This window comes from Methylocystis sp. WRRC1, assembly GCF_020733155.1.
Taxonomy (GTDB): Bacteria; Pseudomonadota; Alphaproteobacteria; order Rhizobiales; family Beijerinckiaceae; genus Methylocystis.
In genome coordinates this window covers 3722388-3738116 of sequence record NZ_JAJFZJ010000001.1, presented here as the reverse complement: position 1 = coordinate 3738116, position 15729 = coordinate 3722388, and the positions used below count along the sequence as shown (strand labels likewise).

13 protein-coding genes are annotated in these 15729 nt (G+C 62.9%); 11 read left to right on the top strand and 2 right to left on the bottom strand.

Annotated elements, in window-relative coordinates; all coding sequences use genetic code 11:
• Positions 1-74 precede the first annotated feature (74 nt).
• Positions 75-3092, bottom strand: a complete 3018-nt coding sequence (gene uvrA, locus LG047_RS18285; protein WP_227968107.1) for an excinuclease ABC subunit UvrA — start codon at positions 3090-3092, stop codon at positions 75-77.
• Between the two features lie 124 nt (positions 3093-3216).
• Here uvrA and LG047_RS18280 point away from each other — a divergent pair, with 124 nt between their 5' ends.
• The 11 genes from LG047_RS18280 (at position 3217) to LG047_RS18230 (ending at position 14606) form a co-directional block, all read left to right on the top strand.
• Positions 3217-4530 carry a dicarboxylate/amino acid:cation symporter gene (locus LG047_RS18280; protein ID WP_227968106.1) on the top strand — a complete coding sequence of 438 codons (1314 nt, stop codon included), beginning with the start codon at positions 3217-3219 and terminating at the stop codon, positions 4528-4530.
• Between the two features lie 160 nt (positions 4531-4690).
• Entirely contained in the window at positions 4691-5206 is a 516-nt protein-coding gene (gene ssb / locus LG047_RS18275) for a single-stranded DNA-binding protein (protein ID WP_036280735.1), read from the top strand.
• Positions 5207-5215: 9 nt separating this feature from the next.
• Positions 5216-5605, top strand: coding sequence for a hypothetical protein (locus tag LG047_RS18270; protein ID WP_227968105.1), 390 nt, complete (start codon positions 5216-5218; stop codon positions 5603-5605).
• Between the two features lie 372 nt (positions 5606-5977).
• A complete protein-coding gene (locus LG047_RS18265; RefSeq protein ID WP_227968104.1) occupies positions 5978-6592 on the top strand; it encodes a TadE/TadG family type IV pilus assembly protein in 615 nt (204 codons plus the stop codon).
• 1 nt (position 6593) lies between these two features.
• On the top strand, positions 6594-7253 hold the full coding sequence (locus LG047_RS18260) for a TadE/TadG family type IV pilus assembly protein (protein ID WP_227968103.1): 660 nt from the start codon (positions 6594-6596) through the stop codon (positions 7251-7253).
• A 9-nt stretch (positions 7254-7262) separates the two neighbouring features.
• Complete coding sequence (locus LG047_RS18255; RefSeq protein WP_227968102.1) at positions 7263-8711, top strand: pilus assembly protein TadG-related protein; 1449 nt, start codon at positions 7263-7265, stop codon at positions 8709-8711.
• 131 nt (positions 8712-8842) lie between these two features.
• Positions 8843-9076, top strand: a complete 234-nt coding sequence (locus tag LG047_RS18250; RefSeq protein WP_036280693.1) for a hypothetical protein — start codon at positions 8843-8845, stop codon at positions 9074-9076.
• 96 nt (positions 9077-9172) lie between these two features.
• The gene (locus tag LG047_RS18245) at positions 9173-10756 is read left to right on the top strand and encodes a glucan biosynthesis protein (RefSeq protein WP_227968101.1); all 1584 of its coding nucleotides are present in this window, start codon (positions 9173-9175) and stop codon (positions 10754-10756) included.
• 97 nt (positions 10757-10853) lie between these two features.
• A complete protein-coding gene (locus tag LG047_RS18240) occupies positions 10854-12083 on the top strand; it encodes a class I SAM-dependent methyltransferase (protein ID WP_036280689.1) in 1230 nt (409 codons plus the stop codon).
• 38 nt (positions 12084-12121) lie between these two features.
• Positions 12122-13888 (top strand): methyltransferase domain-containing protein, encoded by a 1767-nt coding sequence (locus LG047_RS18235; protein WP_227968100.1) that lies wholly within the window; start codon positions 12122-12124, stop codon positions 13886-13888.
• Positions 13889-13907: 19 nt separating this feature from the next.
• Complete coding sequence (locus LG047_RS18230) at positions 13908-14606, top strand: FkbM family methyltransferase (RefSeq protein WP_227968099.1); 699 nt, start codon at positions 13908-13910, stop codon at positions 14604-14606.
• Between the two features lie 5 nt (positions 14607-14611).
• Here the strand turns inward: LG047_RS18230 and LG047_RS18225 are convergent, their stop codons facing one another.
• Positions 14612-15652, bottom strand: a complete 1041-nt coding sequence (locus LG047_RS18225) for a glycosyltransferase family 2 protein (protein WP_227968098.1) — start codon at positions 15650-15652, stop codon at positions 14612-14614.
• Positions 15653-15729: the final 77 nt, after the last annotated feature.

Below are 15729 nucleotides of genomic sequence, written 5' to 3'. Positions count from 1 at the left end.
TGACGCCGCGAGTGTGCTGTTCGCGCAAATTGCTCCGCTTTAGTAATTTGCGCATGGTTAAGGAAGACTCAACCTCAAACCGCCTTCGCGCCGCGCTTCGTGGGAGTTTTGGTCTTGTCGCCCTTTGTCGTCGGCGCGGGCCGCCGCGCCATCGCCTCGGCCAGATAGCGGCCCGTGTGGCTGCGCTTTTCCTTGATGATCTCCGAGGGCGGACCCGCCGCCACGATCTCGCCGCCGCCGTCGCCGCCCTCCGGACCCATGTCGATGATCCAGTCCGCCGTCTTGATGACTTCGAGATTATGCTCGATCACCACCACCGTATTGCCCTGCTCCACCAGCTCGTGCAGCACTTCCAGGAGTTTGGCGACGTCATGGAAATGAAGTCCGGTCGTCGGCTCGTCGAGGATATAGAGCGTGCGGCCGGTCGAGCGGCGCGACAGTTCTTTTGAAAGCTTCACGCGCTGCGCCTCGCCGCCCGAAAGCGTCGTCGCCTGCTGCCCGACATGGATGTAATCGAGCCCGACGCGCTTCAGGGTCTCCATCTTGTCGCGGATCGCCGGGACGGCCTTGAACAGATTGGCCGCCTCCTCCACCGTCATGTCGAGCACGTCGGCGATGGACTTTTCGCGATACTTCACTTCCAGCGTTTCGCGGTCGTAGCGCTTGCCCTTGCAGACGTCGCAGGTGACATAGACGTCCGGCAGGAAGTGCATCTCGATCTTGATGACGCCGTCGCCCTGGCAGGCCTCGCAGCGTCCGCCCTTCACATTGAAGGAGAAGCGCCCCGGCGCGTAGCCGCGCGCCTTGGCCTCCGGCAGCCCTGCGAACCATTCGCGGATCGGCGTGAAGGCGCCCGTATAGGTCGCGGGGTTTGAACGCGGCGTGCGGCCGATCGGCGACTGGTCGATGTCGATGATCTTGTCGATATGCTCCAGACCTTCGAGCCGGTCATGCGGCGCCGGAACCTCATGCGCATTGTTGAGGCGTCGCGCGACGGCCTTGTAGAGCGTCTCGATGACGAGCGTCGACTTGCCGCCCCCGGAAACGCCGGTGACGGCCGTGAACAGCCCGAGCGGAATTTGCGCGGTGACATTCTTGAGATTGTTGCCGCGCGCGCCGAAGAGCTTCAGCCAGCGGCCCGGCGTCGGCTGGCGAAGTTTGTGCGCGAGCCGCACCTGCTTCGCGCCGGTGAGATATTGCCCCGTAAGCGAGGCAGGATTGTCCATGATCTCCTGCGGCGTGCCCTGCGCGACGATCTTGCCGCCATGGATGCCCGCGCCGGGGCCGACATCGACGACATAATCGGCCGCGAGGATCGCGTCCTCGTCATGCTCCACGACGATGACGCTGTTGCCGAGATTGCGCAGCCGGCGCAGCGTGTCGAGCAGCCGGTCATTGTCGCGCTGATGCAGGCCGATCGACGGCTCGTCGAGCACGTAAAGCACGCCGGTCAGACCCGAGCCGATCTGCGAGGCAAGACGGATTCGCTGGCTCTCGCCACCCGACAGCGTGCCGGAGTTGCGCGAAAGCGTCAGATAATCGAGACCGACGTCGACGAGGAAGGTGAGCCGGTCGCGGATTTCCTTGAGGATGCGAAAGGCGATCTCATTGCGCTTCTTGTCGAGTTCGCCCGGCAGCTTCGAGAACCAGTCGAGCGCCATGCGCACCGAAAGCTCCGACACTTCGCCGATATGCTTGCCGGCGATCTTCACCGCGAGCGCCTCCGGCTTCAGGCGAAAGCCTTCGCAGGCGAGACATGGCGTCGCCGACATGAAACGCCCAATCTCCTCGCGCGCCCATTCGCTGTCGGTTTCGAGATAGCGCCGCTCCAGATTGATGACGACGCCCTCGAACGGCTTCTTCACGTCATAGGCGCGGAAACTGTCGTCATAGGAGAATTTGATCTCCTCCTTGCCCGAACCGAAGAGAATGACGTTCTTCGCCTTCTCGGGCAGATCCTCCCACGGCGTGTCGAGGCGGAATTTGTAATGCCTGCCGAGCGCCTCCAGCGTCTGCATGTAATAGGGCGAGGTGGATTTCGCCCAAGGGGCGACGGCGCCCTTGCGCAAGGTCAGCCGCGGATTGGGCACGACGAGATCGGCGTCGACCTTCTGCTCATGGCCGATGCCGCCGCAGGTCGGACAGGCGCCGAAAGGATTGTTGAAGGAGAAGAGACGCGGCTCGATCTCGGGGATGGTGAAACCGGAAACGGGGCAAGCGAACTTCGACGAGAACAGGATGTGTCCGGGCGCATAATGCGTCGAGACATTGGCGGCCGACGCCGGCGCCGGCGCGAGCGTCTTCGCTGTCTCGCCCGACTTGTTGTCCGCGAATTCGATCACCGCGAGGCCCTGTGACAGATCGAGCGCCATTTCGAAACTGTCGGCAAGCCGCGCAGACATGTCCTTGCGCACGACGATGCGGTCCACCACCACGTCGATGTCATGCTTCAGTTTCTTGTCGAGCGGCGGCGCGTCGGCGATCTCGCAAAAAGCCCCGTCGATCTTGAGGCGCTGGAAGCCGCGCCGCGCATATTCCGCGATCTCCTTTTTGTATTCGCCCTTGCGGCCGCGCACGACGGGCGCGAGCAGATAGAGCCGCGAACCTTCCGGCAGAGCCAGCACGCGGTCGACCATCTGCGAGACGGTCTGGCTCTCGATGGGCAGTCCCGTCGCCGGCGAATAAGGAACGCCGACGCGCGCCCACAGGAGGCGCATGTAATCGTGAATTTCCGTCACCGTGCCGACGGTGGAGCGCGGATTTTTCGATGTCGTCTTCTGCTCGATGGAAATGGCCGGCGAGAGCCCGTCGATCTGGTCGACGTCCGGCTTCTGCATCATCTCCAGAAACTGCCGGGCGTATGCGGAGAGCGACTCGACGTAACGGCGCTGCCCCTCGGCGTAGATCGTGTCGAAGGCGAGCGATGACTTGCCCGAACCGGACAGGCCCGTGAACACCACGAATTTGTCGCGCGGGATCGTCAGATCGACATTCTTGAGATTGTGCTCGCGCGCGCCACGAATGGCGATGGTCTTCGAGTCGGAAAAAACCTTCTCCACCGCCTGGGCGGATTTCCTTGTGCTGCTCGCCATGTCTTGAGAACTTGCATGATCGGCGCCGGCGCCCGACGCCTGCGCCTTTCCTGCCACGGACCGCGCCGCAAATCCACCTTGCTTGCAGTTGCCCTGTCGTCCCGCCGGGCCTATCAGCGGCGCCATGACAGCGCAGTCCACCGCCCCGGCGAAAAAGCCCCTCCACCACCACCTCTATGTCCAGGTGCTTGTCGCCATTCTGCTCGGCGCGCTGTTCGGCTGGCTGGCGCCCCAGACCGCCGCGCAGGAATGGGTGAAGGCGCTCGGCGACGGTTTCATCAAGCTCATCAAGATGGTGATCGCGCCGATCATCTTCTGCACGGTCGTCTCGGGCGTCGCGCACATAGAGGACGCCAGAAAAGTCGGCCGCGTTGGGGTCAAAGCGCTGATTTATTTCGAGATTGTCTCGACTTTCGCCCTCGTCATCGGCCTTCTCGTCGGCAATATTCTGAAAGCCGGCGCGGGCTTCGCCGGCAAGCCGGACCCCTCGGCGATCACGAAATATACGGAACTCGCCGCAAAGCGCAGCGGCGTGGATTTCGTTCTCGACATCATCCCCGACAGCGCGATCGGCGCCTTCGCCAGGGGAGAAATATTGCAGGTGCTGCTCTTCTCCCTGCTGTTCGGCTTCGCGCTGCTGACGCTGGGCGAGCGCGGCCGGGGTATGCGCACATTCGTCGACGACGCCGGCCACGCCATGTTCGGCGTCATCGCCATCGTGATGAAAGCCGCGCCCATCGGCGCCTTCGGGGCCATGGCCTATACGGTCGGCAAATATGGCTCCGCCGCATTGCTGTCGCTCGCGGGACTGATCGGCTCCTTCTATCTGACGGCGGCGCTTTTCATCGCCGTCGTGCTTGGGCTCATCGCCGCGGCTGTCGGCTTCAACATCTTTCGGCTGCTTGCCTATCTGAAGGATGAAATCCTCATCGTTCTCGGCACTTCTTCATCCGAGAGCGCCCTGCCCCCGCTGATGGAGAAGCTGGAGCGGCTCGGCTGCTCCAAGCCGGTCGTCGGGCTGGTCGTGCCGACCGGCTATTCCTTCAATCTCGACGGCACGAACATCTACATGACGCTGACGACGCTGTTCATAGCGCGGGCGATGGGCGTCGAGCTGGATTTCGCGCATCAGGCGACGATCCTCGTCGTCGCCATGCTGACCTCCAAGGGCGCGAGCGGGGTCTCCGGGGCGGGCTTCGTCACCCTCGCCGCGACGCTCGCCGCCGTCGATCCGCAGCTCGCGCCGGGCATGTCGCTGGTGCTCGGCATAGACAAATTCATGGCGGAGTGCCGCGCGCTGACCAATTTCATCGGCAATGGCGTGGCGACAATCGTCGTTTCCGCCTGGGAGGGCGAGCTGGACCGCGACAAGCTGCAGGAAGGGCTGAAACGGCGGATAGACCCGTCGGACGTGGAAACCGCCGTCTCGACAGAATGACGCGCTTGCGCCGCCAGACCCGGGCTGCTAGAACAAAAAAAGAACATATCGGCTGTGCAAGGGCGCTGCGCATGGATGATCTGTGGACAAGGCGCGGGCGTGCGCCAGATTGTCCTCGATTGGACTAGAGTGCCGCGCATCTCAGCAATTGGAGAGAGTCATGGCGGGCAGCGTCAACAAGGTCATTCTGGTCGGCAATCTGGGCCGCGACCCCGAGGTGCGGACCTTTCCTTCCGGCGACCGCGTCGTTTCCTTCTCGCTCGCAACGACCGAGTCCTGGCGCGACAAGGCGACCGGCGAACGCAAGGACCGCACCGAGTGGCACAATGTCCAGATCTTCAACGAGGCGCTGGGCAAGATCGCCGAGCAATATTGCCGCAAGGGCGCCAAGATCTATCTCGAAGGCCAGCTGCAGACCCGCGAATATACGGACAAGGACGGCAATCAGCGCAAGGTGACCGAGGTCGTCGTGCCGCGCTTCAGGGGCGAGATGACCCTCCTCGACAGCAAGGGCGGCGGCCGCGGCGAGGGCGACTATGAGGGCGGCGGCTACGGCCAGAGCGGCGGCGGCTCCTTTGGACGCTCGTCGCCAATGGAGCGGGCCCCCGCCGAGCGGCGCCCGTCAGCCCCCGCCGGCCGGCTCTCCGACCAGCTCGACGACGATATTCCGTTCTAGGAGAAGGTCATGTTTTCAGGCCGTCGTTTCCGTGCCGCGCTCGCCCTTGCTTTTGCGGCGGTCACGACGACGGCGATGGCGGCCCAGCCCGGCGCGCAGGGAATTCGCGGGCTCGTCACCCTGGGACCTCGTTGCGGCGCCGAGTCCTTTCCGCCCGAGCCGGGATGCGCCGAGAGGAAGTTCGCCGCTTCTCTGATAGTGGAGAGAGTTGCGGGGTCCCGGCGCAGCTGGAGGTTTTCCTCGAACGCCGAGGGCCGGTTCGAAATCGCGCTGCCGCCCGGACGCTATCAGATTCGCTCCACGACCATCCTGCCGCGCTGCCAGAGCAATGAGCCGATTGTCGTGGCGCCCGGAGCCTTTACGGAAATCACAATCCGTTGCGACAGCGGCGTCCGGTAGCGCGTTTCAACAGAAAATGGCGAGATCGCTACAGGCGTCCGGACCCTGGCCGCTCGCGCGGATCGGCGCAAGCAAGCTACCCGGATCGGGCTAGGCAAACCATTGAAAATGTATACATATTTGTCGACACAGCGCCTGCCTGCGGGTCCCGCGCGGCGCCGCCGGACTTAACCTTAAGGGCAGATGCGTCAAAACTAGTTTCAATTGTCTCGAAGTTTCAAATATCGGCGGAAGGATTCGTTAAGGAAACGCTAACACTCTCGCACGTCACAAGCTGTGTCTCAGCCGCGCCTCGGCGGGGCTGAAACCGGCGGAAAACCAGCGAAGGCGCCGCCATTAGCGGCGCCGCCTGTTGACAGACGAGCGGGTAAAATGATCGGACACGTTAACAGTTCCTTCCGGCGCCTCGCCGGTCCGTCTCCGCGCAATTGCGCCAATTTGATTCATGATTCCCGTGGCTTCGCGGCGGTCGAATTCGGCCTGATCGCCCTGCCGTTTCTCCTGCTGATCGTCGCCATCCTCGAATACAGCTACGGCAATTTCGCCCAGTCGCGCCTCGACGCCGTCGTGCAGCAGGCGTCGCGCCAGATCATGACGGGCTATGTGCAGAACCAGTCGGTCGGCGGCAAGGCGCTCGACGCCAATCAGTTCCGCACGAAGATCATGTGCCCCAAACTGCCGGCAATCATGAATTGCGCCGATCTCTATGTCGACGTGCAGGCCTTCGACACGCCGGACTACGGCAGTTTCGTCAATGCGACGAAGAGCGGACTGAAGCCTCCGCAGCTCGACAACTCGAAGAACGCCTACTGCGTCGGCGGCGCGAAAAAATATGTGGTGATCCGCGCCGCCTATCCCGCGCCGCTGCTCACCACCGCGCTGATTTTCCCCAGCAGCACGACCTACAAGGGCCGCAAGACCCGGCTCGTCCAGTCGACGGCGACGTTCAAGAACGAACCCTTCCCCACCTCCAACGTCGGGTGCTGACATGACGCGCGACGCCTTGCCGATGAACAAGAATCTCCTGCGCGACGCCCGCGGCTTCGCGGCGGTCGAATTCGGCCTCGCGCTTCCGGTGCTCGGCCTCATGCTGCTCGGCTTCATCGAGCTCGATCGCTACGCCTGGGCCGGGCGCCAGCTCGAGAATACGGCGCACTCCATCGCCCAGATGTTGTCTCAAACGACCCGCGTCGAGCCGGTCGACCTGAAAGCCGCGCGGGATTCCGTGATGGTGCTTTTCCCGCGCGTGCTTCAGGACAGCGCCCGTCAGGGCCATAAATGGAGCGACGACATTTCGGTCTCTATGACGACCGTCGGTTTCACGCCGACCGCGCCGGGCTGCGTCGCGAGTTGCACCTATCAGGCGAAGGTCGGCTGGAGCGGCGGCACGTCGCGCCGCCCCTGCAACACGCCGCTGACGCCGGCGCCCAACAACGCCACGCCGAGCCCGACGACGCTGCCGACCGACGCCTTCGGGCCGAATTCGATCATCGTCGTGGATCTCGCTTACACCTACAAGCCGCTCTTCGCCGAGAAGATCTTCGGCGGCGTAACGATCCGCCGCTCCAGCTATCTGCAGCCGCGCTACGTCTCAACCCTGTCCTATGCGGTGGCCGGCGGCGACACCCTTGTCACAACCTGTTCCTGAGAGCGTGCCATGAGTCATTTCGGAAAAATCGCCGGTTTTACCCGCGACGACAAGGGCGGCGTCGCCATCATCATGGGCCTTGCGGTCATTCCGCTGGTGCTGGCCTCCGGCCTCGCGGCCGATTACGCGATCGTGCAGGCGGCCAAGTCGCGGCTCGACGCCTCGGCCGACGCCGCCGCCCTCGCCGCGATCAAGACCGCGCAGACCACGATCGCCGAACTCTCGGCGACGAACCCGAACCCCAGGCCGCAGGCCATCGCGGCGGCGATGTCGCAGGCCGAAAAGTCCTTCTACGCCCAGGCCGGCAAACGCGCTGCGGATCTCCTCGGCAAGCCGGCGATCGACGTGCAGATCAAGGGTCAGGAAGTGACGGCCAATGTCGCCTACAACGCCGCCATGCCGTCGAACTTCGGCAGGATCGCGGGCGTCAAGCTGATGAACTACAATGGCGGCGCGGGGGCGCAGCTGACCATGGCGAAGTTCCTCGACTTCTACCTGCTGCTCGACGTGTCCGGCTCCATGGGCCTGCCCTCGACTCCCGCCGGCGAGGCCGCGCTCGCGGCGAAGAACCCGGACGACCTCGCGCAATATCCGACCGGCTGCCGCTTCGCCTGTCACTTCGCCGGGTCGCAGGGCTACAACGTCTCGCGCGCCAACAATATTCAACTGCGCATCGACGCGGTCGGCGCGGCCGTCGCGCAGCTCATGGAGAAGGCCAAGGACACGGCGACGCTGACCAAGCAGTATCGCGTCGGCGTATATCCTTTCGTGACCCACGCCAACGCTTTCGTCGATCTCACCGACAATCTGCGCGGCGACCAATATTCGGTCGAGTCGGCGATCAACTACGACCCGGCGACGCGGACCACCGATTTCGGCAGGCTGCTCGACGCGGGCAAGGACTGGGTGTTCGCCCGCGACCTGAACCCGAATTACAAGGCCAATCCGAACATCCCGGCGGACGTCACGCCGATGGGCGCCGGCGGCTCGCATATCCACAACATCTTCCAGGACATCAACGTCAAGATCCCGAGCGTCGGCGACGGCTCCGGCGCGTCCAGGCCGCAACCTTTCGTCTTCTTCGTCTCAGACGGCATGCAGAACAGCCAGTCCTTCGTCAGCGCGACAGGCACCTGGCCGGGGGTGACGCCCTATCCGACGCCGCCCGGCCAGACCGTCTCGATCCGCGCCATGGACCCGACTCTCTGCAACGTGCTGAAAGCGCGCGGAATCACCGTCTCGGTGCTGGAGATTCCCTATCCGACCTTCACCAACCCCAAGCCCTTCGCCGCCGCCCAGGAGTTCAAGGCCAATGACGCCGTCCCGAATCTCTCGGGGGCGATGCGGGCCTGCGCCTCGCCGAATTTCTACTTCATGGCGGACACGCCCGAGGGCATCGCCGACGCGATGAAGAAGATGTTCGAACAGGCCGTGCAGTCGGCCCGGCTGACGCAGTAGCCGCCGCGCCCCCGCCGCCGGCCCCGCCCCCGGGGCCGGTATTGCCTTGGGTTGTCCTTTGATATAGCACCACTGCAAGCGAAGCGCGGCCCGGCCGCGTCCCCTCCGAGAGCCAAGCTCGAGAGCACGCCATGAGCCAGAAGCCGATCAACTTCCTGCATCTTTCCACGCTGGTCGCGGTTGCGATCCTCGTGGGAACGGAACTCGTCGGCGCCTCCTGGGCCGCGGGCTGGGCCTTGGGCGGCCTGTTTCAGCTCGACCCGATGGTGAGTCGCGGGCTCGAGGCGCTTTTCTCGGTCCTCGGCCTCGTCGGCCTGTATTTCTTCATGCGGACAGCTATCCGAAACGAGCCGATCCGCGGCTGAGATTTTCGTTCGTCCCGCGTCACGCAACGCTTGCGGCCATGGGTCGGGCGCGCGTAGGGAGCCGTATATATTCGGGGTTTCGGCAGGGATTTCGAGATGATCGACAATCAGGATCGCCGTTCCTTCCTCAAGGTCGCGGCGGCGACCAGCGCGTTGGGCGCCGTGGGGGCCGGCCCGGGCGAAGCGGCGACACAGATCTCCAACGTCAAGCTCGGCGACGCGCAACCCTTTTCTTTCGAGGCGCTGAAGCAGCAAGCCCAAAGGCTCGTCAGGGAGCCCTACCGCCAGCCCAATATCCCCTCCCCCGAGATCACCTCGCAGATCGACTACGAGAAATGGGGGCATATCACCTACAACACCGATCACGCGCTCTTCGCGGACACGAAGGAGCGCTTCCCGATCGAATTCTTCCACCTCGGCATGTTCTTCAAGAAGGCTGTGGGCATCCATGTCGTCGAGAACGGCGAGGCGCGTGAAGTCCTTTACGATCCGGTCTATTTCAACATGCCCGCCGACTCCATCGCGCGGCGGCTGCCGCAGGGGGCGGGATTTGCCGGATTCCGCATCCAGGAGTCGAAGGACGGCCCGCTCGACTGGAAGAAGAACGACTGGATCGCCTTCCTCGGCGCCTCCTATTTCCGGGCCATCGGCGAGTTGCGGCAATACGGCATGTCGGCCCGCGGCGTTGCGCTCGACACCTGGCAGGCGGGCGCCAACGAGGAATTCCCCGACTTCACCCAAATCTATATCGGGCCGGAGACCGGGGACGGCGTGGTGCTGCACGCGCTGCTCGAAGGCCCCTCGATCGTCGGCGCCTACAGGTTCCTGATGACGCGCGGCAAGGGCGTCGTGATGGACATCGACTGCGCGCTCTATCTGCGCGGCGCCTTCACGCGCTTCGGCATTGCGCCGCTCACTTCGATGTACTGGTTCTCGGAGACGGTAAAACCCACCGCGATCGACTGGCGCCCCGAGGTGCATGATTCGGACGGCCTCAGCATGTGGACCGGGTCCGGCGAGCGGCTCTGGCGTCCGCTCAACAACCCCGGCCGCGTGATGGCCTCGGCCTTCATGGACAATAATCCCAGGGGCTTTGGCCTGATGCAGCGCGACCGCAATTTCGACCATTATCTCGACGGCGTGTTCTACGACCGCCGCCCGAGCGTGTGGATCGAGCCCAAGGGCGACTGGGGAAAGGGCGCGATCCATCTGATCGAAATTCCGACGGACGACGAAATCCACGACAATATCGTCGCAATGTGGGTTCCCGAAAAACCGGCCGTTCCGGGCGCGACGTTCGAATACTCCTATCGCCTGCACTGGCTCGCCGACGAGCCCTATCCGACCCCGCTCGCGCGCTGCGTCGCCACGCGGCTCGGCAATGGCGGCCAACCCGGCCGCCCGCGCCCCAAGGGCGTGCGTAAATTCATGGTGGAGTTCCTCGGCGAGCCGCTGACGAAGCTACCTTCCGGCGTGAAGCCGGAGCCAGTGCTCTGGGCTTCGCGCGGAACCTTCTCCTACATCTTCACGGAGGCCGTCTTCGACGACGTGCCCGGCCACTGGCGCGCGCAATTCGACCTGACGGTCGAGGGGACCGAGCCCGTCGAGATGCGCCTCTATCTGAAGAATGGCGACACGATTCTCTCGGAATACTGGATGTTCCAGTACCATCCGTTCTAAAGGCCGGCCAATTGACTTATCCGCCGACTTCGGCCCATGAACGCGCACATGAAAACGCCATTCGTCGGCTGCTAGATTCCGTCCCCGGGGTTGGACAATGACCAAGAAAATCACCAAGTGCCGGATCAGCGGCTCCACGAATCTCATTTCCGTCCTGTCGCTGGGCGACCAGGCATTGACCGGCGTGTTCCCGACGTCGCGGGAAACGCCCGTGACTGTCGGACCTCTGGAGCTCGTCTGGTGCCCGGACTCCGGCCTGCTGCAACTCGCCCATGTCTATGAGCCGGACGAGATGTATGGCGAGAATTACGGCTACCGCTCCGGCCTCAACCAGTCGATGGTGCGCCATCTCACGCAGAAGATCGGCAATCTCGAAAAGCTTGCGGATCTCAAGCCCGGCGACGTGGTTCTCGACATCGGCTCCAACGACGCCACCTCTCTCAAGGCTTACAAGACGCAAGGCCTGACGCGTATCGGCATCGACCCGACGGGCGAGAAGTTCCGCCAGTATTATCCCGACGACATCAAGCTCGTGCCGGATTTCTTCTCCTCGAAGAATTTCGAGAAATTCGGGACCAATCGCGCGAAGGTCATCACGTCGATCGCGATGTTCTACGATCTCGAAGACCCGATCTGGTTCGCGCGGGAGATCGCGAAGGCGCTGGCGCCCGACGGCGTCTGGCATTTCGAGCAGAGCTACATGCCGTCGATGCTGCGTCTCACCTCCTATGACACGATCTGCCACGAGCACGTCGAATATTATTCGCTCGGCGTCATCAAGACCATTCTCGACGCCGCCGATCTGCAGATCCTCGACGTGCAAATGAATGCGATCAACGGCGGCAGCTTCGCCGTCACCGCGGGTCATCGCGGCGCGCCGCATAAGCGCAATCTCGCGGTCATCGACTGGCTGCTGGAGCAGGAAGAACGCATGGGGCTTCACACGCCGCGCCCCTACCGCGATTTCGAGGAGCGCGTCTTCCGCCACCGGGAAGACCTGCGCCGCCTCCTGCAGGCGCTGAAGGACGACGGCAAGCGCGTGTTAGGCTACGGCGCCTCCACGAAGGGCAATGTCGTGCTGCAGTTCTGCGGTCTCGGCCCCGACCTCGTCGAGGCGATCGCCGAAGTCAATCCGGACAAGTTCGGCTGCTTCACGCCCGGCACGCATATTCCGATCATCTCGGAGGCCGAAGCGCGCGCCATGAAACCGGACTATTTCCTTGTCCTGCCCTGGCACTTCAAGGACGGCATCCTGCAGCGCGAACAGGAATATCTCGCCGGCGGCGGCAAGATGATCTTCCCCTTCCCTGAAATCGAGATCGTCTGAGCCCCAGCGCTCACGCAGCCAGGAACAGAAAGAACCTCATGACACGCGGCCTAATCGTATCCCACAAGGGCGAACATTGCGGCGTATTCCAGTTCGGACGCAATCTGTTCGAGACGTTGTCGCGGGCGAAGGAAATCGCGTGGTCCTATTGCGAATGTTCGAGCTTCGATGAATTGAAGGCCGTCGTCGCCAAAATGGGGCCGGACGCGATCCTCTTCAATCATCACCCCTACACCATGCCCTGGCTGGCCGGCGCGCCGGTGAGGGAGCTGGGCAATGCGCCGCTCTTCGGCCTGCTGCATCAGGTGAGCCAGGAGATCGCGGACGCGGCCGATCCCGCGCCCTTCGATTTCCTCATCTGTCTCGATCCCACGCTCGTCGCGCGCAATCCGCGTATCCTTCGCGCGCCGCGTTTCCTGCCCGTCAATCCCGCGACGCCGCCGGCGCCGCCGGAAATCTTCACGGTCGGCTCCTTCGGCTTTGCGACGCCGACCAAGGGATTCGACCGGCTCTGCGCAATGGTGAACGCCGAATTCGATCGCGCCAGAATCCGCATCAACATGCCGGTTCACGACGATCCGTCGCTCCTTCCCGACACCATGATGAAGGCGGTGGTCGACAAGTGCCGCACCGCCATCACCAAGCCCGGCGTCGAACTTGAAATCACGCATCATTTCTGGAGCAACGCCGACATCGTCAAATTCCTCGGCGAGAACACGATCAACGCATTCCTCTACGAAGACTCTCCTTCGACCGGCATCTCGAGCTGCGTGGATTTCGCGCTGGCGTCAGGCAGGCCCTTCGCGCTCACGCGAACGTCGATGTTCCGCAATCTGTTCCATCTGAATCCATCGGTGTTCATCGAGGATCGCAAGCTCGCCGACATCGCAGCGGGCGACACCAGGATGCTCGACGCAGCGCGCGCCGAAGCGCTGCCGGAGGCGGCCGCGAAAGAGTGGAACCTCTCTATCCTCGAAGCGATAGGTTCGACGAAAGCGGCGCGTACGACGCCGGATGGACGAGGCTATAACAAGATCCTCGACGATCGCTCGCGCGCCGCCTACACCGAAGCGCTGGCGGATCTCGCCAGATACGCGCCGGAAATGATCGCGCGAAAGATCGAGCGCGCGAATATCCAGCAGGCTTTCGGGCTCGACGTCTGCAAGCGTTTTCTCGCCGACCATCCCAACGCCCGCATCCTCGCAGCCGGCTCCTTCGAGGACACCGCCGTCGAATCCCTGCGCAACATGGGTTATCGCATCGACGAGATCGACCCCAACGTCAACGGCATGACGCTGCAGGACTTCTACGTCTCGCCGAAGGCGCAGCTTGGCTCCTACGATCTCGTCGTGAGCGTCTCGGTGCTCGAGCATGTCGCCGACGACGAGCAGTTCGTGCGCATCATCAGCGAATTTTTGCGCCCCGGCGGCCTGGCGGTGCTTACCGTCGATTTCGCGGAAAAATGGAAGCCCGGCGCCAACAAGCCGATCGTCGACTTCCGCCTCTACACGACCCGCGACATCTGCGACCGCCTGATGCCGGCGATCGGCGACTGCGTCCTCGTCGATCCTCCCCGCTGGGCGGAAGGCGTCGAGGATTTCGAATATGAAGGTTCGCAATATGGTTTCGCCGGCTTCGTCTTCCGCAAGCTCGACGCGGCGTCCGTGCGTCGCGCCAATGTCACGCCCGTCTGGCGCGAGATGCTCGCAGACGCTCAGCGCGGCGGCAAGAAGGCCGCCGCGGCGGACAAGATGACGACGATCAGACCAATGTCAGCCATCAAGCGCTGGTTCTCGAAAAACTAGATTACCGGAGTAGAAGGCCATGGCCGCCGAGATGGACGTCGACCGGGAGGTCCGCGAAACATTTTTCAAGGACAAGAAGGAGCCGGGCGTCTTCGTCGAAATCGGCGCGGCGCGACCGGACTATCTTTCCGTGAGCGCGAGCTTTCGCAAGCTCGGATGGAAAGTGATCTCCGTCGAGCCCAATCCCGAATTTTGCAAGCTGCATCGCGACCTCGGCTACGAAGTTCATGAATACGCCTGCAGCGACGCAGATCTCGACGACGTGGAATTCTTCGTCGTCGACTCGAAAGGGGCCGAATATCAGGGCGGCAATGTTTCCTTCGAGTCCTTCTCCTCGCTCGGAATCCAGAACGAATTTTCCGAGCTTTACGATACGGTGAAGAACAACACGCAGGTCCGCAAGATTCCGGTGAAGGTCCGCCGCCTCGACACGATCCTCGCCGAGCATGAGCCGGACGTGAAAACGGTCGACATTGTCGCCGTCGATGTCGAAGGCTGGGAGCTCAGCGTCATGCGCGGCTTCTCGATCGAGAAATTTCAGCCCCGCGTCATCATCCTCGAGAATCTCTTCAAGAAGGATGAGTATGTCGACTACATGCGCAGCCGCGGCTACGGGCTATGGAAGCGCCTCGAACCCAATGACGTCTATGTCGAGATGAAAGCCCTAGAGGCGCAGCGATCGCTGTGGGCCCGCATCAGGTCGATGCTTGGACTGTGAGGCGCTCAGGCGCCTGCCTGTCCACGAAGCTCCGCCTTCAACCGGTCGAATTTCCGGCACAGCTCGGGTTGCTGGCGGCGAAAACGCGCGGGCGTCATCAGCGCATAGCTGATCCGCGTGCGCAGCGCCTCCATCGAGCGATCGCAATAGGTCTTGCGCAGAAGGCGATCCATGAGCTTCCTGTCCTCATGCTCGGGATCGATGGCGCAGAGATATTTGCCGAGCAACATCACCAGCGGATGATACTCGCTGCGCACGGCGCGGCGCATTTGCAGCGCTTCAAAACTGTCGTGGCCGAAAATCTCGTCCGCAATCTGGTGATAACCGTCGATGGCGATGCGGAAGCGATTCACCAGCCCACGATTGGCGAATGAGTCATTGTCGGGACGGCGCTTCAGATAGGGCTCCGTCAGCGTCTTTACAGTAAGCCCGCCGGACATGAGCTCGCACAGCCGCGCCGCATGCGCCCAGCAGCCCCCGACGAAATTCTCGTTCAGCGGCACGCGCTCCCATGTCGCCCGCTTCACGATCAGCCCGCCGATGAAGCTGAAGAAGGCTTCCGTATTCACGGCCTTGCTGAAATAGTCGCGGCGCTGAGCCGGGTCCGAAAGATGGAAAACGGTGTCTGTCGCAACATTGACGGTCGGCCATTCGATCCATTCCGAACGGTCGTCGATCCATTCCATGTGCCGCGTGAGATAAAGATCATCGCCGCTTTTGATTTGTTCCAGCGCCTTGGACAGCGCGCCGGGCAACATCCAGTCGTCGCCGCTGAAGAGCCAGACGTAATCTCCCGTCGCATGCGTCACGGAATGCGCCATGTCGCGATCGATGCCGCCCTTCTGCGGCATGCGGACGTATCTTATGGCGCCGTGGCGGGCTCTGTATCCTTCGATGACCTCGGCGGTGTTGTCGGTCGACGCGCCGTCGAGAATGACGATCTCGACCTTGCTCGCGCCATCCTGCCCGAGAATGGAGTCGAGCGTCTCCGGAACGAATTTGGCGAAATTATAGATCGGAATGCTTATGGATAGTGTTGGCTTCATAAGCGCGCCGCCCTCATTCCCAAACCGTTCCCCTGGCCCGATCGGCCATTTGCTTCGATAAAAAGATTAATGGAGAG

Excerpts from the sequence above, each read along its gene's own strand:
- uvrA (WP_227968107.1), bottom strand. The coding sequence starts at position 3,092 with ATGGCGAGCAGCACAAGGAAATCCGCCCAGGCGGTGGAGAAGGTTTTT.
- LG047_RS18280 (WP_227968106.1), top strand. The coding sequence starts at position 3,217 with ATGACAGCGCAGTCCACCGCCCCGGCGAAAAAGCCCCTCCACCACCAC.
- ssb (WP_036280735.1), top strand. The coding sequence starts at position 4,691 with ATGGCGGGCAGCGTCAACAAGGTCATTCTGGTCGGCAATCTGGGCCGC.
- LG047_RS18270 (WP_227968105.1), top strand. The coding sequence starts at position 5,216 with ATGTTTTCAGGCCGTCGTTTCCGTGCCGCGCTCGCCCTTGCTTTTGCG.
- LG047_RS18265 (WP_227968104.1), top strand. The coding sequence starts at position 5,978 with ATGATCGGACACGTTAACAGTTCCTTCCGGCGCCTCGCCGGTCCGTCT.
- LG047_RS18260 (WP_227968103.1), top strand. The coding sequence starts at position 6,594 with ATGACGCGCGACGCCTTGCCGATGAACAAGAATCTCCTGCGCGACGCC.
- LG047_RS18255 (WP_227968102.1), top strand. The coding sequence starts at position 7,263 with ATGAGTCATTTCGGAAAAATCGCCGGTTTTACCCGCGACGACAAGGGC.
- LG047_RS18250 (WP_036280693.1), top strand. The coding sequence starts at position 8,843 with ATGAGCCAGAAGCCGATCAACTTCCTGCATCTTTCCACGCTGGTCGCG.
- LG047_RS18245 (WP_227968101.1), top strand. The coding sequence starts at position 9,173 with ATGATCGACAATCAGGATCGCCGTTCCTTCCTCAAGGTCGCGGCGGCG.
- LG047_RS18240 (WP_036280689.1), top strand. The coding sequence starts at position 10,854 with ATGACCAAGAAAATCACCAAGTGCCGGATCAGCGGCTCCACGAATCTC.
- LG047_RS18235 (WP_227968100.1), top strand. The coding sequence starts at position 12,122 with ATGACACGCGGCCTAATCGTATCCCACAAGGGCGAACATTGCGGCGTA.
- LG047_RS18230 (WP_227968099.1), top strand. The coding sequence starts at position 13,908 with ATGGCCGCCGAGATGGACGTCGACCGGGAGGTCCGCGAAACATTTTTC.
- LG047_RS18225 (WP_227968098.1), bottom strand. The coding sequence starts at position 15,652 with ATGAAGCCAACACTATCCATAAGCATTCCGATCTATAATTTCGCCAAA.